The sequence below is a fragment of the Microbacterium sp. NPDC089320 genome (genome assembly GCF_040684875.1).
Lineage (GTDB): Bacteria > Actinomycetota > Actinomycetes > Actinomycetales > Microbacteriaceae > Microbacterium.
Window position 1 is genome coordinate 256,777 of the sequence record NZ_JBFBGY010000005.1, and the last position, 21,593, is coordinate 278,369.

The 21,593-nt window shown below is 68.6% G+C and carries 20 protein-coding genes; 7 read left to right on the forward strand and 13 right to left on the reverse strand.

From position 1 onward, the window contains the following. Positions 1-224: 224 nt before the first annotated feature. Genes aztD through aztB form a run of 4 tightly spaced genes read right to left on the reverse strand, consistent with a single transcriptional unit; the run spans position 225 to position 4,512 of the window. On the reverse strand, positions 225-1,436 hold the full coding sequence (aztD, locus tag AB0N61_RS15295; RefSeq protein WP_363365201.1) for a zinc metallochaperone AztD: 1,212 nt from the start codon (positions 1,434-1,436) through the stop codon (positions 225-227). 29 nt (positions 1,437-1,465) lie between these two features. Next, complete coding sequence (gene aztC, locus AB0N61_RS15300) at positions 1,466-2,377, reverse strand: zinc ABC transporter substrate-binding protein AztC (RefSeq protein ID WP_363365202.1); 912 nt, start codon at positions 2,375-2,377, stop codon at positions 1,466-1,468. A 1-nt stretch (position 2,378) separates the two neighbouring features. Continuing rightward, on the reverse strand, positions 2,379-3,605 hold the full coding sequence (locus AB0N61_RS15305; RefSeq protein WP_363365203.1) for an ABC transporter: 1,227 nt from the start codon (positions 3,603-3,605) through the stop codon (positions 2,379-2,381). A 55-nt stretch (positions 3,606-3,660) separates the two neighbouring features. Further along, positions 3,661-4,512: a zinc ABC transporter permease AztB gene (aztB, locus tag AB0N61_RS15310; protein ID WP_363365204.1), complete on the reverse strand. Its 852-nt coding sequence runs from the start codon at positions 4,510-4,512 to the stop codon at positions 3,661-3,663. Between the two features lie 55 nt (positions 4,513-4,567). Between aztB and aztA the strand changes: the two genes are divergently transcribed. Next, positions 4,568-5,215: a zinc ABC transporter ATP-binding protein AztA gene (gene aztA / locus AB0N61_RS15315; protein WP_363365206.1), complete on the forward strand. Its 648-nt coding sequence runs from the start codon at positions 4,568-4,570 to the stop codon at positions 5,213-5,215. Positions 5,216-5,340: 125 nt separating this feature from the next. Continuing rightward, the gene (locus tag AB0N61_RS15320) at positions 5,341-6,387 is read left to right on the forward strand and encodes an NAD(P)-dependent alcohol dehydrogenase (RefSeq protein WP_363365208.1); all 1,047 of its coding nucleotides are present in this window, start codon (positions 5,341-5,343) and stop codon (positions 6,385-6,387) included. Between the two features lie 74 nt (positions 6,388-6,461). Here the strand turns inward: AB0N61_RS15320 and AB0N61_RS15325 are convergent, their stop codons facing one another. From AB0N61_RS15325 to AB0N61_RS15335, 3 genes are all read right to left on the reverse strand, one after another. After that, the gene (locus AB0N61_RS15325) at positions 6,462-8,726 is read right to left on the reverse strand and encodes a heavy metal translocating P-type ATPase (protein WP_363365209.1); all 2,265 of its coding nucleotides are present in this window, start codon (positions 8,724-8,726) and stop codon (positions 6,462-6,464) included. Between the two features lie 68 nt (positions 8,727-8,794). After that, positions 8,795-9,757: a heavy-metal-associated domain-containing protein gene (locus tag AB0N61_RS15330; RefSeq protein WP_363365210.1), complete on the reverse strand. Its 963-nt coding sequence runs from the start codon at positions 9,755-9,757 to the stop codon at positions 8,795-8,797. After that, positions 9,754-9,969: a heavy metal-associated domain-containing protein gene (locus tag AB0N61_RS15335; RefSeq protein ID WP_363365211.1), complete on the reverse strand. Its 216-nt coding sequence runs from the start codon at positions 9,967-9,969 to the stop codon at positions 9,754-9,756. Before AB0N61_RS15335 ends, AB0N61_RS15330 begins: the two co-directional genes overlap by 4 nt. Before the next feature lie 218 nt (positions 9,970-10,187). Between AB0N61_RS15335 and AB0N61_RS15340 the strand changes: the two genes are divergently transcribed. Further along, positions 10,188-10,940, forward strand: a complete 753-nt coding sequence (locus tag AB0N61_RS15340) for an SDR family NAD(P)-dependent oxidoreductase (protein ID WP_363365212.1) — start codon at positions 10,188-10,190, stop codon at positions 10,938-10,940. 164 nt (positions 10,941-11,104) lie between these two features. Here the strand turns inward: AB0N61_RS15340 and hisD (AB0N61_RS15345) are convergent, their stop codons facing one another. Further along, a complete protein-coding gene (hisD, locus tag AB0N61_RS15345) occupies positions 11,105-12,421 on the reverse strand; it encodes a histidinol dehydrogenase (protein WP_363365214.1) in 1,317 nt (438 codons plus the stop codon). Between the two features lie 76 nt (positions 12,422-12,497). Here hisD (AB0N61_RS15345) and AB0N61_RS15350 point away from each other — a divergent pair, with 76 nt between their 5' ends. After that, positions 12,498-13,424: a LysR family transcriptional regulator gene (locus tag AB0N61_RS15350; protein WP_363365215.1), complete on the forward strand. Its 927-nt coding sequence runs from the start codon at positions 12,498-12,500 to the stop codon at positions 13,422-13,424. Positions 13,425-13,586: 162 nt separating this feature from the next. Here the strand turns inward: AB0N61_RS15350 and AB0N61_RS15355 are convergent, their stop codons facing one another. From AB0N61_RS15355 to AB0N61_RS15370, 4 genes are all read right to left on the reverse strand, one after another. After that, on the reverse strand, positions 13,587-14,471 hold the full coding sequence (locus AB0N61_RS15355) for a nitrilase-related carbon-nitrogen hydrolase (protein ID WP_363365216.1): 885 nt from the start codon (positions 14,469-14,471) through the stop codon (positions 13,587-13,589). Next, positions 14,464-15,633: a cupin domain-containing protein gene (locus AB0N61_RS15360; protein WP_167947040.1), complete on the reverse strand. Its 1,170-nt coding sequence runs from the start codon at positions 15,631-15,633 to the stop codon at positions 14,464-14,466. The genes AB0N61_RS15355 and AB0N61_RS15360 overlap by 8 nt, the downstream gene beginning before the upstream one ends. A gap of 30 nt (positions 15,634-15,663) precedes the next feature. Further along, positions 15,664-16,644, reverse strand: a complete 981-nt coding sequence (locus tag AB0N61_RS15365; RefSeq protein WP_363365218.1) for an ester cyclase — start codon at positions 16,642-16,644, stop codon at positions 15,664-15,666. A 131-nt stretch (positions 16,645-16,775) separates the two neighbouring features. Further along, the gene (locus tag AB0N61_RS15370; RefSeq protein WP_363365219.1) at positions 16,776-17,777 is read right to left on the reverse strand and encodes a LacI family DNA-binding transcriptional regulator; all 1,002 of its coding nucleotides are present in this window, start codon (positions 17,775-17,777) and stop codon (positions 16,776-16,778) included. Between the two features lie 100 nt (positions 17,778-17,877). On the opposite strand from AB0N61_RS15370, the gene hisD (AB0N61_RS15375) reads away from it, so the two are divergent. From hisD (AB0N61_RS15375) to AB0N61_RS15385, 3 genes are read left to right on the forward strand one after another with little or no spacing between them, the layout of a single operon-like run. Next, positions 17,878-19,209 (forward strand): histidinol dehydrogenase, encoded by a 1,332-nt coding sequence (gene hisD / locus AB0N61_RS15375; protein ID WP_363365220.1) that lies wholly within the window; start codon positions 17,878-17,880, stop codon positions 19,207-19,209. Further along, positions 19,206-19,964 carry an SDR family oxidoreductase gene (locus AB0N61_RS15380; protein ID WP_363365221.1) on the forward strand — a complete coding sequence of 253 codons (759 nt, stop codon included), beginning with the start codon at positions 19,206-19,208 and terminating at the stop codon, positions 19,962-19,964. Before hisD (AB0N61_RS15375) ends, AB0N61_RS15380 begins: the two co-directional genes overlap by 4 nt. Continuing rightward, positions 19,964-20,704, forward strand: a complete 741-nt coding sequence (locus AB0N61_RS15385) for an aldolase/citrate lyase family protein (protein WP_363365222.1) — start codon at positions 19,964-19,966, stop codon at positions 20,702-20,704. Before AB0N61_RS15380 ends, AB0N61_RS15385 begins: the two co-directional genes overlap by 1 nt. A gap of 159 nt (positions 20,705-20,863) precedes the next feature. Here the strand turns inward: AB0N61_RS15385 and AB0N61_RS15390 are convergent, their stop codons facing one another. Continuing rightward, on the reverse strand, positions 20,864-21,592 hold the full coding sequence (locus tag AB0N61_RS15390) for an alpha/beta fold hydrolase (RefSeq protein WP_363365223.1): 729 nt from the start codon (positions 21,590-21,592) through the stop codon (positions 20,864-20,866). Position 21,593: the final 1 nt, after the last annotated feature.

Consider the following 21,593-nt stretch of genomic DNA (forward strand, 5'->3'; position numbering starts at 1 on the left):
CTGCACACCGCCACCGCTCGTCGGGGTCCTGATCTGTCGAGCGCCGTTCCTTCGGGACCGCAGACTGGATGAGGCGTCGGCGAGCGATGGGGAGGTGCGGCACGTTCAACTTGGTGACACACAGTGTCACCCAGCTACGTTCCCGCATAGACACCAATGAAAGGCGGGCGAGACGGCAACTCCGACCGTCTCGCCCGCCTCTGTTCACCATCGACGGATCAGGATCAGCCTGCTGCGGGGGCGATCTCGTTCGGCGTCACGTCGAGCTCGGTGCTGGCGAGCACCTCACCGGCAGTCAGGTCGACCGCGTGCACGCTGTTGGCAGCGGGCTCGGTGACGTACGCCACGTTTCCGGCGACGACGATGGCGGGGTGGGCGTCCTGCCACTCGGCCGGGCCCTCCCATGCCTCGACGACGGGGAAGCTGTCGGTGATCTCGCCGGACTCCGGGTCGAGCACGTGGATGGCTCCGTCGCTGCTGAGGATGTAGGCGAGGTCGCCCGGTCCGCGCACGACGTCACGGAAGGTGTACTCGACGCCCTCGGGCAGGTCGACGACGTCGAGCGTCTTGGCCTCGGTGTCGATCAGGGTCACCGCGCTGAGCAGGTAGCCCTCGGCGTCGACGTCGTTCTTGTAGTCGCCGACGATGATGGGGCTGGTCTCGCTCACGTAGGCATTGCCCATGCGCCCGTACGGCTGGTCGGGGGCGTCGACCTTGGTGATCTCGCCGTCGTGGTAGATCAACGCGCCGTTCTCGCAGCCGAAGACGACGGCCTCGTCCTTGGCGGTTCCCTCACCGTGCACACCCGGGCACTGGTCCGACGAGGCGATCTCGGTGCCGTCGGCATCCTTCGCGACGATGCCGTTGCGCCCGTCGGCGTTGCCGATGGTGGTCAGGAAGGTGCCGTCTTCGAGCACGACCGAGACGCCGTGGTGCGCCTCGACCCCCGCGACGGTCTCGACCTCGGGCAGTCCGTCGGCGCTCGCCAGGTCGGCGGTGTCGAAGATCGTCGTATCGCTCGTGCCGTCGGCGTAGAGCACGGTCTTGTCGGCGTGCCGCACGACGTGGCCGGGGGTGTCGGTTTCGAAGATCGTGTCGGTGAGCTCGGGCTCGTCGGTCGTTCCGGCCGCCGTGTCGAGCACCTGGAAGCCCTCGCTCATCGTGACCATGACGTGCCGGTCGTCTCCGGCGGCGTTGAGTCGCGTGAACGGCTCGGACTCGAAATCGGCGACCGTGTCGAGCGTCTCGCCGTCGAGCACGAGGATGCCGCCCTCATAGGCGACCGCCACGCGGGGGCCGGGCTGGGCGTCGGATCCGCTGCCGTCGGGGGTGGATGCCGGCGCGGCCGAGCCGCCGGCGGCGCATGACGCCAGCGTGACGACGGCGCCGAGGGCCGCGACGCTGATCAGCGCGCGTCGAAGGGGGGAGGTTCGCATGTGCATTCCTCTTTCTCTGTGGTGAGGTCTCACTGCGTGAGACCGGTGGTGATGCGTTCGGTGTTGACGCGCATCATGGTCAGGTAGTCGGGTGCACCCTCGTCCGGGCCGGTGAGGGATTCGGTGAAGAGCTCGATGACCTCGACCTGCACGTCCGCCTCGCTCGCCAGCGCCTGCACCAGCCGGTCGGGCGACGAGGATTCCGCGAAGATCGCAGGAACACCGGTCTCCTCGATCGCGTCGACGAGGTCGGCGAGGTCGGATGCCGAGGGCGCCGCGAGCGTCGTTCCGCCGGGGATCACCGCGCCGACGATCTCGAAGTCGAAACGCTGAGCGAGGTAGCCGAACACATGGTGGTTGGTGACCAGGGCCCGTCTCTCGTCCGGAATCGTCGCGAACGCCTCGGTCATCTCCGCGTCCAGCATCCGGAGTTCCGCTCGGTATCCCTCGACCGTCTCACCGAGGGCGTCGACGTCGATGCCGTCGACCTCGGCGAGCACGGGCTCGATGGCGTCGACCACGTCGACCATGCGCTCGGGGTCGGTCCAGAAGTGCGAGTCGGGCATCCCCGCGGCATCGCCCTCGCTGTAGTCGAGGACCTCGATCGCGTCGCCGGCCACGAATGCGGCCACCCCGTCGGCCGCGTCGAGGTGCTGCTGCAGCCTCTCTTCCAGGCCGAGGCCGTTCGACACCAGCAGGTCCGCGCTGCGCAGGGTGGCGGCCTCCTGCGCCGAGATCTCGAACGAGTGCGGGTCGGCATTGGGCTTCATGAGCGTCACGACCTGCGCCTGATCGCCGACGAGTTCGTCGACGACGTCGCCGAGGATGTTCGTCGAGACCACGATGGTCGGGCGAGCGTCGTCCGTCGCGGAGCATGCAGCGAGGCCGGACGCGACGAATGCGGAGGCCGCCAGGGTCGCGAGGAGGCGTGCGAGACGCATGTCATCGTCCTGTCTCGGCGACGAACGCCGGGCTGGTGGTCGTGTCGAAGGTGCGGGCGACGCGTGCGGCATCCGCGTAGTCGATCTCGTAGAGGCGGTGCTCGCTCGGCGCGCTCAGGTAGGCGCGGTGCTGATCGGCGATGAGCACCGGAGCCATGCCGGCGGCGAGTGACTCCGCGGCGAGCGGCGAGGTCTCGGAGACCACTGCCGCGTTCTCGTCGTCGAGCACGAGCACGCGTCCGTCCTGAGCGAGTGCGAGCAGGTGGCCGTCTTCGTCGTCGACCGCCGTCACCTGCACGAGCGGGGTCGGCATGGGGAGCAGCGTCCAGGACCGCTCGCGCGTGTCCAGCAGCCAGATCCCCTCCGAGCCCGCGAGACCCGCGACCGTGGGTCGCCCTTCGCGGTTGTCGAATGACTGTGCGGGCAGCGCGGTCGTGCCGGCGGGATACGGGATTCGCTCCACGTGCAGCTCGCCGCCGTCGACGTGAGCGAGCAGGGCGCCGTCTCGGCACCCGATGACCGCGCCGACGCGCGTCGTGATCGTGCCGGCTGGATCGACGCACGGCTCTGTGAGGCCCGTCGCCTCGCCGTCGGCCGTGTATCCGGCGACGCTCGTGCCGACGCCGTCGGTCGCCTCGGTGATGAGGGCGAATGAGCCGACCGGCACGACGAGCCCCTCGTGCGGCTCGCGCTCGATGCGGAACAGCTCGCTGATCTCACCCTTAGACAGCGCCTGCGTGTCGAGCAGCACGGCATCGCCCGAGCCGGCGAACGAGATCCCGGTGCCGCCCGTCGTCGACAGGTTGGTCGTCGCGATGGCGGCTTCACCTTCTCCTGTCACGGAACCGAGCAGGGCGGGTTCCGCGCGGTAGTAGTGGAAATGATCGACGTGGTCCCAGGTCCACACGCCGCTGTCGACGATCTCGACGCCCTCGTCGGTCTGCGCGAAGAGGTAGCGTCCGTCCGTCTTCATGGCGGTCACCGGAGGGATCTCGCCGATGTCGCTGACGCTCTCGTCGAGGAGGTCCAGGTGGGTGACGGCGCCTTCCGGATCGATCCAGGTCAGGCCGAGCTGCGGCTCGGCCACTTCTTCTGCGCCGGCGACAGCGCCGTGTCCGTCGTCGTCGGCCTCGCTCGACGGGGCCAGGTCGGCGGGCGTGGAGCTGCAGGCGGCGAGAGAGACGGTGAGAGCGCCGATGAGGGCGAGCGGGGCGATGCGAAAGCGCACGGGGTCCTTCCTTGTCGTGTGTCGTGCGGGAGGTCGCGTCTTCGCGACAGCAGGGTCAGGCGCGTTGCGCCCGCGTCCCATGGGAGTCGAGGGCTGTTCGCGCCACCCAGGAGAGGCAGGCGAGCAGGATCGCGGATGCCGCGACGGACGCACCCGCGGCCGTCGCGGCATACCAGGACACGAGGAGGCCGATGAAGACCGCGGCCACGCCGAAGACCGCGGCGAGCGCCATCCGGGTGGGGATGCGCGTGGTCCAGTGTCCGGCGGCGACCGCCGGCGCCAGCAGCAGGCCGACGACGAGCATCGATCCGACCGCCTGATAGGAGGCGACGACGGCGAGCGTGACGAGCCCGACGAGGGCGGCCTGCGCGATCCGCGGACCCAGCCCGAGCACGGCGGCGATGCGCGCATCGAGAGAGAGGGCGACGAACGACCGGTGGAAGAGCACCGCGACGATCAGTCCCGCGATGGCGGCGGCGGCGAGCAGCACGAGGTCGCTCTGAGTGATCGCGAGGATGTCGCCGAAGAGGATCGCGGTCGCGTCGGTGGCGAAGCTGCCTGAGTGGGAGATGACGATGACGCCCAGCGCCAGCATCGAGACGAACAAGAGACCGATGCTCGTGTCGTACGACAGTCGGGCTCGTCGTTGCAGTGCACCGATCCCCACGCTCATGGCGACAGCGCTGATCGCACCGCCGACCAGGACCGGCAGGGAGAGAACGGTGGCCAGTGCGACGCCCGGGAGCATGCCGTGAGCCAGCGCCTCGCCGAGGAACGCCATCCCGCGGATGACGACCCACGTGCCGACGATCGCGCACAGGATCGCCACCAGTGCTCCCCCGAGCATCCCGCGCTGCAGGAAGTCGAGGGCGAACGGGTCGAGGATGCCGATCGGATGAACGCTCACGTTTGGCGAGCTTAGACGTTTTTGAGAATGATTATCAAACTCATAAACTCGAGGAATGATCCTCCCCCGGGCGACCCATGTCACGACCGCGCGCTTGAGCGGCATCACTGTGGCGTTCGACGGTCGGGCGGCCCTCTCCGATGTGGGAGTCGAGTTCTCTTCGGGTGCGATGACCGTCATCACCGGGCCGAACGGCGCGGGCAAGTCGACGCTGCTGGAGGTGCTCGCCGGCACGCGAGCGCACGGCGGCGAACGGAGCGTCACCGGGACCATCGCCTTCGTTCCGCAGCGTGCCGCGATCCCTCCGGGGCTTCCCGTGTCGGTGAGAGACGTGGTGAGCGTCGGAGCGTGGGGCCGGCTCGGACCGTGGCGCCGGATGGATGCCGCGGCGCGCGTCCTCGTCGAGCGGTCGATGGACCGACTCGACATCCGAGAGCTGGCCAAGCACCCGTTCGCCTCCCTCTCCGGCGGCCAGCAGCAGCGAGCGCTGCTCGCCCAGGGGCTGTCCAGAGACGCCGACCTGTTGCTGCTGGATGAGCCGACGACGGGCCTCGATTCCGTCAGCAGTCGCCGCATCCGCACCACGCTGCGGGAAGAGGCTGCGCGCGGTGTCGCCGTGGTCTGCGTCTCGCACGATCCGGCTGTGATCGGCGACGCCGAGCACAGCGTCACCCTGGTGGATGGGCGCATCCGCGCCTCCTGACCGATCACCGTGCCGGCGAGCGACCTCGCCCCTCAGCGCCGCCTCGATAATGGAAGAGACGGCGCCGAGCGCCCACGCCTCCGCACCGCGCGGCAGACCGCTCGGGCGCCAGGAAGAAGATCCACATGAAAGCTCTCCGTTACGTCGAGATCGGCAAGCCGCCCGTCGTCGTCGACATCCCGATTCCGAAGCCCGGACCCGGCCAGGTGCTGCTCAAGGTCACGGCCGGTGGCGTCTGCCACTCCGACGACTACGTCATGGGCCTTCCCGAGAAGGACTACCTCGAGCAGAGCTATCCGCTGCCGCTGACGCTCGGTCATGAGGGCGCGGGCATCGTGCATGAGATCGGCGAGGGCGTCGACTCCACGCTGAAGGTAGGCGACGCCGTGGCGGTCTACGGGCCGTGGGGCTGCGGACGCTGCCACAACTGCTCGCAGGGCGCGGAGAACTACTGCACGAACGCCGCCGCCGAGGGCATCCGCCCTCCCGGGCTCGGCAGCCAGGGTTCGATGGCCGAGTACATGATCGTCGACGACGCCCGCCACCTCGTGCCGCTCGGCGACCTCGACCCCGTGCAGAACGTCTCGCTCACCGACGCGGGTCTCACGCCGTACCACGCGATCAAGCGCTCGCTTCCGAAGCTCGGCGCCGGCACCTTCGCCGTGGTCATCGGCACCGGCGGCCTCGGTCATGTCGGCATTCAGATCCTGAAGGCGATCTCAGGCGCCACGGTGATCGCTCTCGACGTCAACGACGCGAAGCTCGAACTGGCCACCGAGGTGGGCGCCGATCACGCGCTCATCAGCGATGCCTCGGCGGCCGAGAAGATCCGCGAGATCACCGGCGGCCTCGGCGCGAACGCCGTGTTCGACTTCGTCGGCGCGAACCCGACCATGGCCCTGGCGCAGAGCGTGGCGGCGCTGGATTCCGACGTCACGATCGTCGGCATCGGCGGCGGGATGATGAGTCTCGGCTTCGGAACGATCGCCTTCGACGCCGCCGTGCGCATCCCCTACTGGGGATCCCGCTCCGAGCTGATCGAGGTCCTCGACCTCGCCCGCGCCGGCAAGATCCACGTCCAGACCGAGACGTACTCGCTCGATGACGGCCCGAAGGCCTACGAGGACCTCGCCTCGAACAGCATCCGCGGTCGCGCAGTCATCGTCCCGTGACAGAGTGCGCCGTGCGGTCGGATGTCGACCGCACGGCGCCCCGATCACCCGAGCACCGGCGTCTGCTCCGCTCGTCAGGCGGATGCGACGACACTGCGGAACCCGCGCAGGCGCAGGCTGTTGCCGACGACGAACACGCTCGACAGGGCCATCGCCGCGCCGGCCAGCATCGGGTTGAGCATTCCGAGTGCCGCGACGGGAATGGCCGCGACGTTGTAGGCGAAGGCCCAGAACAGGTTCGTCTTGATGGTCGAGAGGGTCGCCCGAGAGAGCCGGATCGCGTCGACCGCGCTGCGCAGATCTCCGCGCACCAGGGTGATGTCCGACGCTTCGATCGCGACATCCGCTCCGGTGCCCATGGCCAGGCCGAGATCGGCCTGAGCCAGCGCGGGGGCGTCGTTCACGCCGTCGCCGACCATCGCGACGGTCTTTCCCTCACCCTGCAGCCGGGCGATGACGTCGACCTTGTCCTTGGGCAGGACTTCGGCGATGACCTCGTCGATGCCGACCTCTGCCGCGATCCTCCGGGCGACGGCCTCGTTGTCGCCGGTGAGCAGGATCGGCGTCAGCCCGACCTGCCGGAACCGGGCGATCGCCTCGGCGCTGCCGGGCTTCACCGTGTCGGCCACGATGAGGATGCCGCGTGCCCGGCCGTCCCAGCCCACCGCGACGACAGTCTTGCCCTCTCCCTCGGCGCGGACCTTCGTCGACGCGAGCTCGGGGCTCAGGCTCTGCGCCCACTCGGCGAGGAGCGATTCCCGGCCGACGACGACGGAGTGTCCGTCGACCACGCCCTGCACGCCCTTGCCTTCGATGTTCGCGAAGTCCTCGGGCGCCGGGAGCACCCCGACCTCCTGCGTCGCACCCGTGGCGATGGCCTGGGCGATCGGGTGTTCCGAGGCATCCTCCAACGCGCCGGCCAGTCGCAGGAGCTCCGCGCGGTCGGTGCCGGGCTCGACGACCACGTCGACGAGAGTCATCTTTCCGGTGGTCACGGTGCCCGTCTTGTCGAGCACGACGGTGTCGACCGTGCGCGTGGACTCCAAGACCTCCGGCCCCTTGATGAGCACCCCCATCTGCGCACCTCGACCGGTGCCGACGAGTAGCGCCGTGGGAGTGGCGAGTCCGAGCGCGCAAGGGCACGCGATCACGAGCACGGCGACCGCCGCGGTGAAGGCAGCCGTCGCCGGGAATCCCGCGCCGAGCCAACCGCCCAGGGTGACGACCGCGATCACGATCACGATCGGCACGAAGACCCCCGAGATCCTGTCGGCGAGGCGCTGCACCTCCGCCTTCCCCGTCTGAGCGTCCTCGACGAGCCGGGCCATCTGCGCCAGCTGCGTGTCGGAGCCGATACGGGTGGCACGAACCACGAGCCGTCCGCCGACGTTCGTCGTGGCGCCCGTGACCGCGTCGCGCTCGGCGACCTCGACCGGCACGGCCTCGCCCGTGAGCATCGACGCGTCGACGGCCGATGTGCCCGAGACGACGATGCCGTCGGTCGCGATCTTCTCGCCGGGCCGAACGACGAACTCGTCTCCCACACGCAGGTCTTCGACCGGGATCTTGGTCTCCACCCCGCCGCGCAGCACGGCGACATCCTTCGCGCCGAGCTCGAGCAGCGCGCGCAGTGCAGCACCCGCCTGCTTCTTCGACCGCTTCTCGAAATAACGCCCGGCGAGGATGAACATCGTCACGCCGGCGCCCACCTCGAGGTAGATGTTCGCCGCTCCATCCGACGGAGCGAGTGAGAACTCGAAGGGGTGGGTCATGCCCGGCGTGCCGGCCGTGCCGAAAAACAGGGCATACAGCGACCACAGGAAGGCGGCCGACGTGCCCAGGGAGATCAGCGTGTCCATGGTCGCCGCGCCGTGGCGCAGGTTCATCCACGCGGCCCGGTGGAACGGCCAGGCCGCCCAGACGATCACCGGAGCCGCCAGTGCGAGCGACGCCCACTGCCAGTAGGTGAACTGCAGCGCGGGGATCATGGCCATCGCGATCACCGGCAGGGTCAGCACGACCGCACCGATCAGGCGATTGCGCAGCGAGCGCAACTCTGGATCCGAGCCGTCATCGTCACCCGCGTCACGCACGGCCGCTTTCGGAGCCGGCAGCGATGCCGAGTATCCGGTCTTCTCGACCTCGGCGATCAGTGCGGCGGGGTCGAATCCTTCGGGAACCGTGACCTTCGCCTTCTCGGTCGCGTAGTTGACGGTGGCGACGACACCATCGAGCTTGTTCAGCTTCTTCTCGATGCGCATCGCGCAGGACGCGCAGGTCATGCCGCCGATCTCCAGCTCGAGACCTCTCCCCGTCGTCAGGGGTGCTGACGTGCTCATGTTCGTTCCTTCTCTGCGGTGACGGTGTGGGCCGCAGCGGACGGCTGCTGCGGAGCGATGCGCGACGGTCAGTGCCCGGCGTCGTGCGAGTCGTCGTGTGGGTCCGTCGGGCCGTCCGCCTGCGTGGCATCGAGCACGAGCTCGGCGGTGTGCACGGCGCCGTCGACCTGGAAGTCGAGGTACAGCAGGTAGCGCCCGGCGGTCGGCGCCTGGACGGCGAACGCGATCTCCGGCCCCGATGTGGCGCCGGCTCGGGGCTCGTCTCCTGCTGCGTGCACATGAAGATAGGCGAGGTCTCCCTCGCGGAGGGCGACGAGGTGCCCGAAGGCCCCGAGATACGGCTGCAGGGCGGTGACCGGCTGACCGTCACCGGTCACGGTGAACGTCAGATCGCTCGCGGCTCCCGCTTCCAGAGCACCGTCGACCGAGACCGTATACCCGTCGACCTCCGCGACCCGGGTCGGCTGCGGCACGACGGATGCGAACTCGCCCGCCACCTCGACCGTGCGCGTGAGAGTGAGCGACGGAGCGTCGGCGCCCGCAGGAGTGAAGTCCGCGAAGACGCGGTAGGTTCCGGCATCCGCCCATTCCCACGGCAACGACCAGGTGCCGGTCGATTCATCGAGCACCGGATGCACGTGACGGAACCCGCTTCCGTCAGAGCGCACCACGATCAGGTGCAGCTCTTTCTCGTGCGCGGTGGCATACTCCGTCAGCGGGATGCCGGCTGCGTCGTCGATCCGGAACGCCAGCTCGCCCGATTCTCCTGTGGATGCCGGGGCCTCGACGGGCGACATCGCGTATCCGCCGAGTCCGAGGGAGAGCCCCTTCAGATCATCTGCGGAAGCGTTCGCTTGCGCCCCGGCACCTGCGACGTCTGCACCGTGACTGCCGTGTTCGTCCATGTCTGCACCCTTCGTCCAGTCGCTCACTGCGCTCGCGGGAACGATGATGCCGGCGAGACCGAAAGCCGCGCCGAACGCCACCACCAGGCCGGCCCCGAAGAGGCCGAGCCGTGCTCCTGTGTTCATGCCGACCGCACCGCCGAATAGCCTGCCCCGGCGACGGCCGCGAGGATCCGTGCCTCGTCGATCGGGGCCGACCCGCTGACGACGAGCTTGCCGGTCTGCGCACTGACCTCGACGCCTTCGACACCGGGAACCTCGGAGACCTCTTCACGGACCGACATCTCGCAGTGCCCGCACGTCATGCCCGTCACCTGGAACTCGTTCGTCGTCATCATGTCTCCTCATTCCGTCGTAGTACCCCTGGGGGGTATTACAGATAAGCGTATACCCGCGCCGGGTATTCCGCGATGGGGCTACGAGAATCACACCCGAGGACTCCGACAGATTCATTCACACGCATCCATCTCGACCTTGCGGGCGTAGGCTGGAGACCTAGGACGGACCGTCCGAGAAGATCTCCCGGCACCGTGACCGTCCGGAAGAGGAGTCACTCGTGGCTCAGTACGACGTCTCGAACCGCTCGGCGATCGTGACGGGAGCAGGCAGCGGAATCGGCCGCTCGACCGCCCTGCTGCTCGCCCAGAACGGCGCCTCGGTCGTCGTCAACGACCTCAACGCGGACAACGCGAACGCGGTCGTCGACGAGATCCGCGCTGCCGGCGGCACCGCGGAAGCCTCCGTCGGAGACGCGACCGATGTCGAGTGGATCGCCAGCTCGGTCGAGCTCGCGAACACGCTCGCCCCGCTGCGCATCGGCGTCAACAACGCCGGCATCGGCGGAGCATCCGCCCCCACCGCCGAGTACGACGACGCCGCGTGGGACAAGGTCATCTCGATCAACCTCAACGCCGTGTTCCGCAACATGAAGGCGCAGATCCCCTCGATCCTCGCGAACGGCGGCGGCTCGGTCGTCAACATCGCATCGATTCTCGGCAGCGTCGGCTTCGCGAACTCCCCCGCCTACGTCGCCGCCAAGCACGCCGTCGTCGGCATGACCAAGTCGGCCGCCCTCGAATACTCCGCCCAGGGCGTGCGCGTGAACTCGGTCGGCCCCGGCTTCATCGACACCCCGCTGCTCGCCACCATGGGCGACGAGGCCAAGGCGTTCCTCGTGAGCAAGCACCCGATCGGTCGCCTCGGCCAGCCCGACGAGGTCGCCAACCTCATCGCCTTCCTCGCCAGCGACGCCGCCAGCTTCATCACCGGCAGCTACCACCTCGTCGACGGCGGCTACACCGCTCCCTGAGGCTCGGTCAGCGTCCGCCGCTTCGGCCCGTCCTCCCGGGCCGTTTGCAGGACGAAAGCGCGGATGCAGGCCGAGATCGCCGATCTCGGCCTGCATCCGTGTTTTCGGCCTGCATCCGGCATCGACCTACCCGTCGACACCCGATGAGGCGAGTTGGCCGGCGATCAGGCGAGACGGTCCAACCGCAGTGTCGCCGTGGCGCTGTGCGCGGCCATGCCCTCGGAGTCCGAGATCACCTGCACCGCGTTCGCGAGCTCGGGCGTTGCCTCGCGACTGATGCGCTGATAGGTGAGCGGCTTGAGGAAGCGCGACACCGAGAGCCCCGCACTGTGCTTGGCTCCGCCGGCCGTGGGCAGCACATGGTTGGTGCCCGCCATTCCCTTGTCCGAGTAGGCGACAGTGCTCCAGGGTCCGATGAAGATCGAGCCGTAGTTGCGCAGATTCTCGTGGTACCAGTCGTCGTCCGCGGTGAGCAGCTCGAGGTGCTCGGGGGCGAGGTCGTCCATCAGCGCCACCGCGGTCTCGCGGTCCTTCACGACCGTGACGACGCCGTAGTCGCGCCAGGCGGCACCGGCGATGTCGACGGTCGCCAGTGTCTCGAGCTGCCGCTCGATCTCGGCGATCACGGCGTGGCCGTGCTCTTCGGATGTCGTGATGAGCGCCGCAGGCGAGTTCGGCCCGTGCTCTGCCTGCCCCAGCAGGTCGGCCGCGACCAGCACGGGGTCGGCGGTCTCGTCGGAGATGACGGCGACCTCGCTCGGACCGGCGAGCAGATCGATGGCAACCGTGCCGAAGAGCTGTCGCTTGGCTTCGGCCACGAATGCATTGCCGGCGCCGACGAGCATGTCGACGGGCAGATCGCCGAGGAGGCCATAGGCCATGGCGGCGAGCGCCTGCACGCCGCCGATCACGAACACCCGGTCGACTCCGGACAGGTGTGCGGCATAGACGACGGCATCGTTCGCTCCGCCGTCGGGCTGCGGAGGCGTGCATGCGATGACGGTCGGCACGCCGGCCGCCTTCGCCACACCCACGGTCATGAACGCGCTGGCCGTGAGGGGAAAGCGCCCGGCGGGCAGATAGGCGCCGACGCGGGAGACGGGGATGTACTTCGCGCCGGTGACGATGCCGGGAACGAACTCGGTCTCGAAGTCGGTCAGGTGCTCGCGCGAGGCGCGGGCGAACGCCTGCGTCCGCGCGGCGCCGAGTTCGATGGCCGCCCGCAGGTCGGGGTCGAGGCGTCCTCCGCTGCTCGCGATCTGCTCGGGGCTGAGCTCGATGTCGGTGCCCTGATAGTTGTCGAGCTTTCGCGCGTAGTCGAGCACGGCATCGAGACCGCGGTCACGGATGTCCGCGAGCATGTTCGTCACGGTCTCGATCACCGCGGGGTCGCGCTGCGCGGCGGGTGCATCGATGAGCGGGGTCTTGAGGTGGTGGAAGTCGCCGTCGAAGCGGGCGAGCACTGCTGAGGAGTAACGCATGCAGGAAGGCTAGATCGACCCGAACCACGCGACAACCCTGATGGTCCTGCGTAAACCATCGGGTTTACCATTGGGTGTGACCATCACCCAGCTGACTGCCTTCCTCGCCGCCCTCGAGGACGGCTCGTTCACGGCGGCGGCGAAGACCCTCGGGATGACGCAGGCATCCGTCTCCGAGCTGGTCGCGCGACTCGAGCGCGAGCTGGGCGTCACGCTCTTCGCGCGCGGCAGCAGACGTCTCGTGCCGACGGCGGCGGCGCTCGAACTGCGTCCACACGCGGCCCAGGCGGTGAGCGCGGTGCAGAACGGCATCGACACGATTCAGGCGCTCACGTCGCTCGATCGCGGCACCTGCACATTCGGCGTGCTGCGCAACGCGGCCTACTACGCGCTGGCAGACCTTGCCGAGACCTTTCACCACCGGCATCCCAATGTGCGACTGCGGCTGGTCGGCATCAACTCCGCACATGTCGCGCGTTCGATCGCCGCCGGGGAGCTCGAGGCCGGCTTGCTCGTGCTGCCGGTCGACGAGGTCGGTCTCGACGTGCGGCCGCTGTTCCGCGACGAGGTGCTGTATGCCTCGGCCACGCGCGAGGTTGACGCGCCGCCCGTGACGATCGACGAGGTCGCCGACGCCAAGCTCGTGCTCTACGACGCGTTCGCCGGATGGGAAGACCCCACGAGGCGCCAGTTGCTCGAGCGCGCACGGCTGCGAGGGCTCACGCTTGACCCCGCCGTCGAGGTCGAGCACGTCGAAACGGCGCTCAGCCTGGTCGCCGCAGGCACGGCCGACACGATCGTGTCGCGCTCGATCGCGGAGTCCGACGCGTTCCCACCCGGCATCCGCACCTTCCCGTTCGCCGCGCCGATGCACGACACCATCGCCCTGGTGCAGCGGGAGGGCGTGCTGCTGTCACCCGCAACGCAGAGGCTCGCCGAGCTGGCAGAGCGGATGCTGCGCGAACGCCTGCCCGAGCACGAAGGCCGCACGGCTCTCGCCTGACGGCGACGGACTCGAGGCCCGCCCCACCTCCTCGCGCCGCCCCGCCCGGCGCTCGCGCCCGTCCGCAGGATGAAAACGCGGATGCAGGATGAAATCGGCGATCCCGTCCTGCATCCGCGCTTTCGTCCTGCATCCGGCATAGCTCGGAGCCCGGGGTCGGCGTCAGTAGAGGTCTTCCCGACGGTCGGCGAACAGGTCGTTGTGCGGCGGAAGCGCCTTGCTGCGAACGGCGTCGAGCGACAGCATCGCGCTCGCCCCCATCACAGTTCGGAACGCGACGATCCAGCCCTGCTCGTCGATGATCGCGGTGCCGTCGGTCCAGTCGACGCCGCGTTCGGATCCCCACCGGTCGGCGATCACGACCGGCAGTCTCGACGACCGCGCCGATGCCATCGCCTGGATCAGCTCGGGAGCGTGCTCACCCTCGGGGCGAGGCACCAGCGGCCAGTTGACCGGCAGCGCGAGCACATCGGCGCCGGCGAGCGCGATACGGCGCGGCACCTCAGGGAACTCGTTGTCGTAGCAGAGCGCCACACCCAGGCGACCGAACGGCGCATCGAGCACGAGACCGGCATCCGATCCGCGATCGAAGATGAGCGTCTCCGCACCCCATAGGTGCGACTTGCGATAGTCCGCCAGTCGGGCGTCACGGGTGAGCACTGCGGCGGTGTTGAACAGCTGTCCGCCGGCGCTCTCCGCATACCCGACCACGACGACGGCATCCGCCGGGATCGCCGCCTGCAGCGATGACCATCGTGGGTCGTCGGCAGTGAGCGCAGCGCTGCGCGCCTCGTCGCGATCCGCGAACACGTAGCCGCTGGTCGCGAGCTCGGGCAGCACGATCAGCTGCGTCTGCCGACGAGCGGCGGCAGACACGGCCGAGCGGATGCGGTCGAGATTGCCGTCGACGTCGCCGATCACGATCTCGGGCGACAGCGCCGCGACTCGCAGCTCCGCGACTCTCAGCTCCGCGGCATCCGATTGCTTCGCGGACGCGCCGGGGCGCGGGAGGGCAGAACCCCCTCGCGCCCCGTCGTTCTCAGTCATCTTCCGTGGCGGTGACCATCACTCCCAGTGGAGCCAGGTAGCCGTTGGGGTCGATGGTCCAGTCGGCGGCCGCTGCGGCCTCGACGACCTCGGGAGCCCACTCGAGGTAGACGCGGTCGTCGCCGCCGTTGATCACGAGCACGGTCCCTGTTCCGGTCTCGTCTCCCTCGACGCAGACGTACGAGCGCCAGCTGCCCTCGGGCACCGAGAACGTGTCACCGGCGCCGAGTGTGACCGCGGTCGACGGGTCGCCGTTGAGGGTGACCTCCCAGCGTCCGGTCTTGAACAGCAGCGCCTGCGTCTTGTCGTGACGGTGGCGCAGCACTCCCTGACCCACCTCTGCACGCACCCACGCGAGGTTGAACGAGTGCGGCTCGGTGACGTTCGGCACCTGGCGACGGTTCTCGCTCATGCCGTAGCCGATGGCGGTGGCGAGCTCGACGCGGCCTCCGTCGACCGCCGCGCAGAGCAGCGCAGCCGACGAGTAGGTGCGGTCGCCGGGCTGGATGACCCGCGAACGCATGTCCTCGACCGTGTACGTCGTGAGCTCGTCGATGTAGTGCTGCTTCATCGGTGTGATCAGCGGCACGTCGTCGGGCAGCACATCGCCCGCGACGGTGTCGATGAGCTTGTTGTCAGCGGTGAGGTGCAGTCCGTACGACTCAGCCTCGCGCAGGACCGACGGGCCCCAGATGATGCCGCCGTTGTCGTCGCGACCGAGCACCGTGTAGAGGATGCCGTCATCCGGACCTTCGTTGGTGAAGCCGCGGAAGATCCACGTGGGGATCGTGACGATGTCGCCGTCATGGCTGATGTACTCGCCCTGCTTGCCGTCGACGCCCCAGCGGAGGCGGAACTCGCCGCCGAGGTTGATGAACACCTCTGCCGTGAAGTGCAGGTGCAGGTTGTTCGAGATGCCGTTCGGCATGCCGGCAGCACCGGTGTTAAAGCCGTGGTTCACCTCGAGGTTCACATACTGGCTCGCGTTCTGCGAGACACCCGCCCCAATGAAGGAGTAGTTCTCCTTGCGATCGGAGCCCGGGGTGCGGCAGTCGATGAATGCCGAGTTGCACGGCACCCAGTCGGAGCGACGGATGGTGCGGCGGGCGATCTCGTCTGCATCGACGATGACGTCGACCTGGTCGACGATGGCGTTGCTCATTTCTTCTTCTCCTAGTCGATCAGTCGCTGATCAGTAGATGTTGCTGAAGGCCGCTGGCTCGTCGCCGCGGGTGCCGGCGATCTGGGCGCGCAGGGCGATGTCGTCCCACAGGCGCACCTCCTTGACGAGGGCTCCCTGGTGGAACGTGAACTGCGAGATGCCGATCACGTCGACGGGCTTGCCGGTGAGGCTGCCGTAGTTCGGGACACCGTTGTAGTCGCCGACGAACTTCCAGGTGACGGCGACCCGGAGGCCCGCATACCGGACGTCGTAGTTGGTCTGGATGTCGCGGATCTCGAACTGTCCGGCGGGGAACGACTCGAGGAAGCGCAGCAGCGCGCGGCGGTATCCCTCAGGGCGGATGACGACGCGGTTGCCCACCGTCAGCAGCACGAGGTCGCGGTGGAAGAACTTCTCGACCTTCTGCAGGTCGCGCTCGTTCCACACCGTCTGGATCATGTCGATCACGGTCTCGACCTCGGAGCGGTAATCGTCAGGGCGAACGCCCGAGTCTCCCTTGGCGATCGGATCGGCGGGAGCAGGCTCCGTCCACGACCCGGTGTAGCCGCGGAACGCCTGGGCGCGGGCGAGCTCGTCGAGGTCGGCGCCCACTTCGAGCGCGCCGGCGAGCGAGTCGCGCACGACCCACTCCTCGACCATGCGGCCCTTGCGGTAGAGGCAGTTGGCGATCGTGCGGCTGTGCGAGGAGGTCTGCAGATGCCCCGAGAGCACGAGGTGCGAGCTGAGGAACGCATCGTCGCCGCGCGCTTCCCAGATCACATCCTCGGCCTGACCCGTGCGATCGGGCGTCGCGGAGATGCGCATGAGCGTTCCCTCGATGACCTCCTGGCGCGTGGTCGAGGTGCCGTAGGCGCCGTGCACGATCGAGTCGGGCTCGTAGTTTTCGCGGATGAAGCTGATCGACCGATCGACCCAGATCAGATCGGTGACCTCACGGATGAAGTCGTCGGGGTCTTGATAGGGCAGATAGGCAACCGGGTCGAGAGACACGCTTTTCACTCCTTCGAGATGCGAAGCTGCGGTTCATCGGTGATCGCTGGCTTCGTCCTCGTCAGTGTATGCGTATGCACAAAGCTGCGCAAGAGATGATCGTGCGCACACGGTGGTCATCGCCGTGGAGGTCAGGCCGCGCGGGCCTCGGCGAGAGTGCGCCGCGGCTTGAAGGCCGATTCGAACCTCGGATTCTCGAGCTCGGCCGCAGGATCCTCGATGCGCCGCACGATGAGGTCGGCCGCGGTGCGGGCCATGCCGGCGATGTCGTACCCGATCGTGGCCAGGTCGATGATCGGCCAGGCCGCCTCGGGAAGATCGTCGAAGCCCACGACGGAGAGGTCTTCCGGCACCCGCAGCCCGGCACGATGGGCGGCATTCAGTGCGCCGTACGCGACCACGTCGTTGCCGCAGAACAGCAGGGTCGGCCGATCGGCACCCGCGAGGATCTCGGCGGCAGCCGCCTCGCCCTCGGCCGCACCGTACGGCACCCGCCGCACGAGACCCTCGTCGAGGGCGACGCCCTGCGCGGCGAGCGCTTCGCGCAGCGCAGCTTCTCGGCTCTGCGCCGTACTGGTGTTGCTGGGACCGAGCACCGCTCCGACCCTGGCGTGCCCGAGTTCGACAGCACGCCGAACCGCCTCGCGATATCCCGGCGCCGGGTCGACGACCGTTGCGTCCGCCTCGACGAACGAGCCGGTGCGGTTGAAGTAGACGAAAGGCAGGGCGCGGTCTTTGAGCCGCAGCGGCGCCACCGACTCGACGGTAGTGGTCGCGAGGATCACGCCGTCGAGGCCGTTGGCCAGCAGGCGCTCGACGATGGTGTCATTGTCGGCCGACTCCGTGTGCAGCATCAGCTGATAGCCCAGAGTCTCCAGCTCCCGGTGCACCGGCGCGATGATGTGCGAGTAGAACTGGTTGTCGAGGTCGGTCAGCAGCAGGCCGATGCGCCGCGTACGACCGGACGACAGAGCACGCCCCGCCTCGCTCGGCACATATCCCAGAAGCTGGGCGGCCTCGCGGACACGGAGCTTCGTCGCCTCGGACACCCGTGCGTCGTCGCGCAGCGCGCGAGACACCGTGGGCTGTGAGACACCCGCCAAACGAGCTACGTCTCGGCTGGTCACGACCATGTGCCGCCTCCCCCTCTATCCTCCGGATTCTATCGCTCTTGACCTCACAATGCATACGCGGTCATAATCGGCACATACGTATGCAACGGAAGGAAGGGCCATGCCCCTGCATCTCAAGACCGCGCCGACGAAGACGTTCGCGGACACCGCTCAGCAGGACGTCGCCGAGCGGGTGAGGGGAATCATCGGCGACATCCGCGAGAACGGCGACGTGGCCGTGCGGCGGTGCGCCGAGCAGTTCGACAACTGGAGTCGCGACTCGTATCGACTCTCCGATGACGAGATCACCGAGATCATCGGCACGCTCGACGCCCAGGTGATCGCCGACATCGAGTTCGTGCAGAGCCAGGTGCGCCGCTTCGCTCAGGCGCAGCGCGACTCGCTCGTCGACATCGAGGTCGAGACGTTGCCCGGAGTGTTCCTCGGACAGAAGCATGTGCCGGTTCAGGCGGCCGGCGCGTACATCCCGGGAGGGAAGTATCCGCTGACGGCCTCGGCCCACATGACGATCATCACCGCCAAGGTCGCAGGGGTCCCCCGCGTCATCGCGTGCACTCCGCCCATCCGCGGCGAGATCCCCGCCGCGACCGTGGCCGCGATGAAGATGGCCGGCGCCGACGAGATCTACATCCTCGGCGGAGTGCAGGCCGTCGCCGCGATGGCGGTGGGAACAGACTCGATCGAACCGGTCAACATGATCGCCGGCCCGGGCAACGCCTACGTTGCGGAGGCCAAGCGCCAGCTGTTCGGCGAGGTCGGCATCGACCTCTTCGCCGGCCCGACCGAGATCCTCATCGTCGCCGACGAGCACGCCGACCCCTTCTTCACCGCCGTCGACCTGCTCTCCCAGGCCGAGCACGGCCCCGACTCCCCCGCAGTCCTCGTCACGACCTCGCAGTCGCTGGCCGAGGAGGTCATCGACTGGATCGAGAAGATCCTCCCCGGCATGCCCACGCGCGACTACGCCGGGCCGGCCTGGCGCGACTGGGGCCAGGTGATCGTCGCCGACGACCTCGACGAGGCCTACCGGATCGCCGACGACTTCGCCTTCGAGCACGTGCAGATCTTCACGCAGAACCCGCGTGAGGCCCTGACGCGGATGCACGACTACGGCGCCCTGTTCCTCGGCGAGAACACCTGCGTCTCGTACGGCGACAAGGTGATCGGCACCAACCACGTGCTGCCGACGCTCGGTGCCGCGAGGTACACCGGCGGACTCTGGGTGGGCAAGTACCTGCGCACCGTGACGTACCAGGAGATCCAGAACACCGATTCGTCGGCCGAGCTCGGCGCCGTGTGCGGTCGCGCTGCCCGTGTCGAGCTGTTCGAGGGCCACGCCCGTTCGGGTGATGCCCGCGCCTGGCGGCATGCGGGCACCGAGTTCGCCTGGATCGACGAAAGCCACGCGGCGGTCGGCGCGGAGTCACGATGACCGACCTCACCGGTCGCACCGCGGTGGTCACCGGCGGCGGCAGCGGACTCGGGGCGGCCATCGCCCGGGTGCTGCACGCCGCCGGTGCGCAGGTGATCGTGGTCGGGAGGGATGCCGAGAAGCTCAGCCGCGTCGTCGACGAGCTCGGTTCCCGGGCCCGTGCTCTCACGTGCGACGTGGCCGACGCGGCATCCGTCGATGCGCTGCGTGAGCAGCTCGCCGGCACCGAGGTGTCGATCCTGGTGAACAACGCCGGCATCCCCGGCCCGGTCGCAGCCCTCACCGACATCGAGGTCGACGACTGGGACGAGGTGTTCGCCGTGAACGTCCGGGGCACATTCCTGCTGTGCAAGGCTCTGCTCCCCGGTATGGTCGAGCGCGGTGACGGCGACGTCATCAACGTGGCATCCGTCTCGGGCAAACGTCCGCTCGCGCATCGCACCCCGTACTGCGCGTCGAAGATGGCCGTCATCGGACTCACCTCAACGCTCGCGTTCGAGGTCGGGCCGGCAGGCGTCCGGGTGAACTCGTTGTCGCCTGGACCAGTGCAGGGGCCGCGCATGGAGCGCAACTTCCGCCTCGAGGCGGAGCGATCGGGCACGAGCATCGACGACGCCGAGCAGGCGTTCGTGTCTCGTGCGGCGCTGGGTCGCATGGTGACCGAGCAGGAGGTCGGCGCCGCGGTCATTGCGATGCTGGGGATGCCCGGCATGTGCGGAGCCGACATCGACCTCTCAGCAGGAATGGTTGCCTGATGCCCTCCCTGCGTGCTCGCGCGCTCGCGGGCGAGAAGCTGATCGGAGCACTGCTGCGCATGCCGTCGGAAGAGCTCGTCGAGATGCTCGCGATCGCGGAGTTCGATTTCGTGCTGATCGACTGCGAGCACGGCCCGGCCGACCTGGTCGCACTGCGACAGCACATCGCGCTGGCCCAAGTGCACGGCGTGCCGGCAATCGTGCGGGTCGGCGAAAGCGACCGCGGTCAGATCCTTCGGGTGCTCGACCAGGGTGCCGAGGGGCTCCTCGCCCCACACCTCGGCACCGCGGAGGATGCGGCGGCGCTGGTCGACGCGGCGATGTATCCGCCCGTCGGCAACCGCGGTTTCGCGACGTACAGCCGCGCCGGGCGGTTCGGTCTCGTGGCACCGGACGACCACCGCGAGTGGTGGCTCGAGAACACGCTCGTGCTGGGGATGATCGAGTCGCCGCGCGGAGTCGCACACGTCGATGAGATCGTGTCGACGACGCGGCTCGACGGCATCATGGTGGGGCCCGCCGACCTGGCGGCATCCTCTTCTTACGCCGATCCGGCCCTGCCCGACGCGATCGCCTCCGTGCATTCGGCTCTCGCGCGCGCCGGCTCACTGCGCATGGACATCGTCGGAACGAGGGATGCCGCGAGCGCGGCCTTCACCGACGGAGCCGACCTCGTCGTCTACAACCTCGCCTCGTCACTCATGGCACATCTGCGCGGACTGGCGTCGCCCGAGCGCTGATCGCGATCCGTCGGCATCCGTGCGTCGGCATCCCCGCACCCATTAGGAGGAGAACTGCGCCTGAGGAGGAGCGATTCACGGATTCTCTCCTCCCCAGAGGTGGTTCTCCTCCCCGAGAGGCACCCGGAGTAGCCGACCGAACCCCGCAGACACCCGCGGTCAGGAGACGACTCGAGCCAGTCGCTGCTGCGACATCCACGACCGGACGAGACGCCCGAATTCACGCGGCCGCTCGAGTGGCAGCAGATGACCGGCATCCAGAGTCACCAGTCGGGCGTCGGGCATCGCAGACACGATCTCGGTATGGAAGTGCGGCGGGCAGATGGCATCGTCGAGCCCCGACACCACGAGCGTCGGCGCAGCGATCGCCCCGAGCCGGGCGAGCAGGTCGACGCGAGTGAGCTGCATCTCGAGCTGAGTCCGAAGCAGCGCGTCACCGGTGTCGGATCCCATCCGCAGCGTCCGCTCGACCAGGTCGGGTCGGTCCGCGACGAGCTCGGCCCCGAGCAGCGGCGAGAGGATGCTCTGCTGCAGCGCACGCGCATCCGCACCGGCATCAAGTCTCGAAAGCCACTCCCGCCACCCCGACCGCTGCGGCTCGGTCGGCGCTTTGGCGTTCGTCGAGACGAGCACGAGCCCCGCCACGCGCTGCGGTGCGGCGAGCGCGAGGGCCATGCCCACGATGCCGCCCAGCGAATGACCGACGAGCACGAACGTGTCGGGAAGGTCACCGAGCAGCGCCGCGACCTGATACGAGACGGTGGGGCGATCCAGCACCGGCCGAATCACCCCACCACCCTCCGACGAGTCGAAGCCGGCATCCGCCCACAGGTCGGTCGTGCAGTTCATGCCCGCGAGCAGCACGAGCGGCGGCGCCGCGACAGACATG

What these genes read in the sequence shown, in the direction of transcription:
- AB0N61_RS15330 (WP_363365210.1), bottom strand. Translation starts at nt 9,757, where the DNA reads ATGAACACAGGAGCACGGCTCGGCCTCTTCGGGGCCGGCCTGGTGGTG.
- AB0N61_RS15385 (WP_363365222.1), top strand. Translation starts at nt 19,964, where the DNA reads ATGCCCTCCCTGCGTGCTCGCGCGCTCGCGGGCGAGAAGCTGATCGGA.
- hisD (WP_363365220.1), top strand. Translation starts at nt 17,878, where the DNA reads ATGCCCCTGCATCTCAAGACCGCGCCGACGAAGACGTTCGCGGACACC.
- AB0N61_RS15335 (WP_363365211.1), bottom strand. Translation starts at nt 9,969, where the DNA reads ATGATGACGACGAACGAGTTCCAGGTGACGGGCATGACGTGCGGGCAC.
- AB0N61_RS15390 (WP_363365223.1), bottom strand. Translation starts at nt 21,592, where the DNA reads ATGTCTGTCGCGGCGCCGCCGCTCGTGCTGCTCGCGGGCATGAACTGC.
- aztA (WP_363365206.1), top strand. Translation starts at nt 4,568, where the DNA reads ATGATCCTCCCCCGGGCGACCCATGTCACGACCGCGCGCTTGAGCGGC.
- AB0N61_RS15370 (WP_363365219.1), bottom strand. Translation starts at nt 17,777, where the DNA reads ATGGTCGTGACCAGCCGAGACGTAGCTCGTTTGGCGGGTGTCTCACAG.
- aztD (WP_363365201.1), bottom strand. Translation starts at nt 1,436, where the DNA reads ATGCGAACCTCCCCCCTTCGACGCGCGCTGATCAGCGTCGCGGCCCTC.
- AB0N61_RS15360 (WP_167947040.1), bottom strand. Translation starts at nt 15,633, where the DNA reads ATGAGCAACGCCATCGTCGACCAGGTCGACGTCATCGTCGATGCAGAC.
- aztC (WP_363365202.1), bottom strand. Translation starts at nt 2,377, where the DNA reads ATGCGTCTCGCACGCCTCCTCGCGACCCTGGCGGCCTCCGCATTCGTC.
- hisD (WP_363365214.1), bottom strand. Translation starts at nt 12,421, where the DNA reads ATGCGTTACTCCTCAGCAGTGCTCGCCCGCTTCGACGGCGACTTCCAC.
- AB0N61_RS15325 (WP_363365209.1), bottom strand. Translation starts at nt 8,726, where the DNA reads ATGAGCACGTCAGCACCCCTGACGACGGGGAGAGGTCTCGAGCTGGAG.
- AB0N61_RS15380 (WP_363365221.1), top strand. Translation starts at nt 19,206, where the DNA reads ATGACCGACCTCACCGGTCGCACCGCGGTGGTCACCGGCGGCGGCAGC.
- AB0N61_RS15320 (WP_363365208.1), top strand. Translation starts at nt 5,341, where the DNA reads ATGAAAGCTCTCCGTTACGTCGAGATCGGCAAGCCGCCCGTCGTCGTC.
- AB0N61_RS15355 (WP_363365216.1), bottom strand. Translation starts at nt 14,471, where the DNA reads ATGACTGAGAACGACGGGGCGCGAGGGGGTTCTGCCCTCCCGCGCCCC.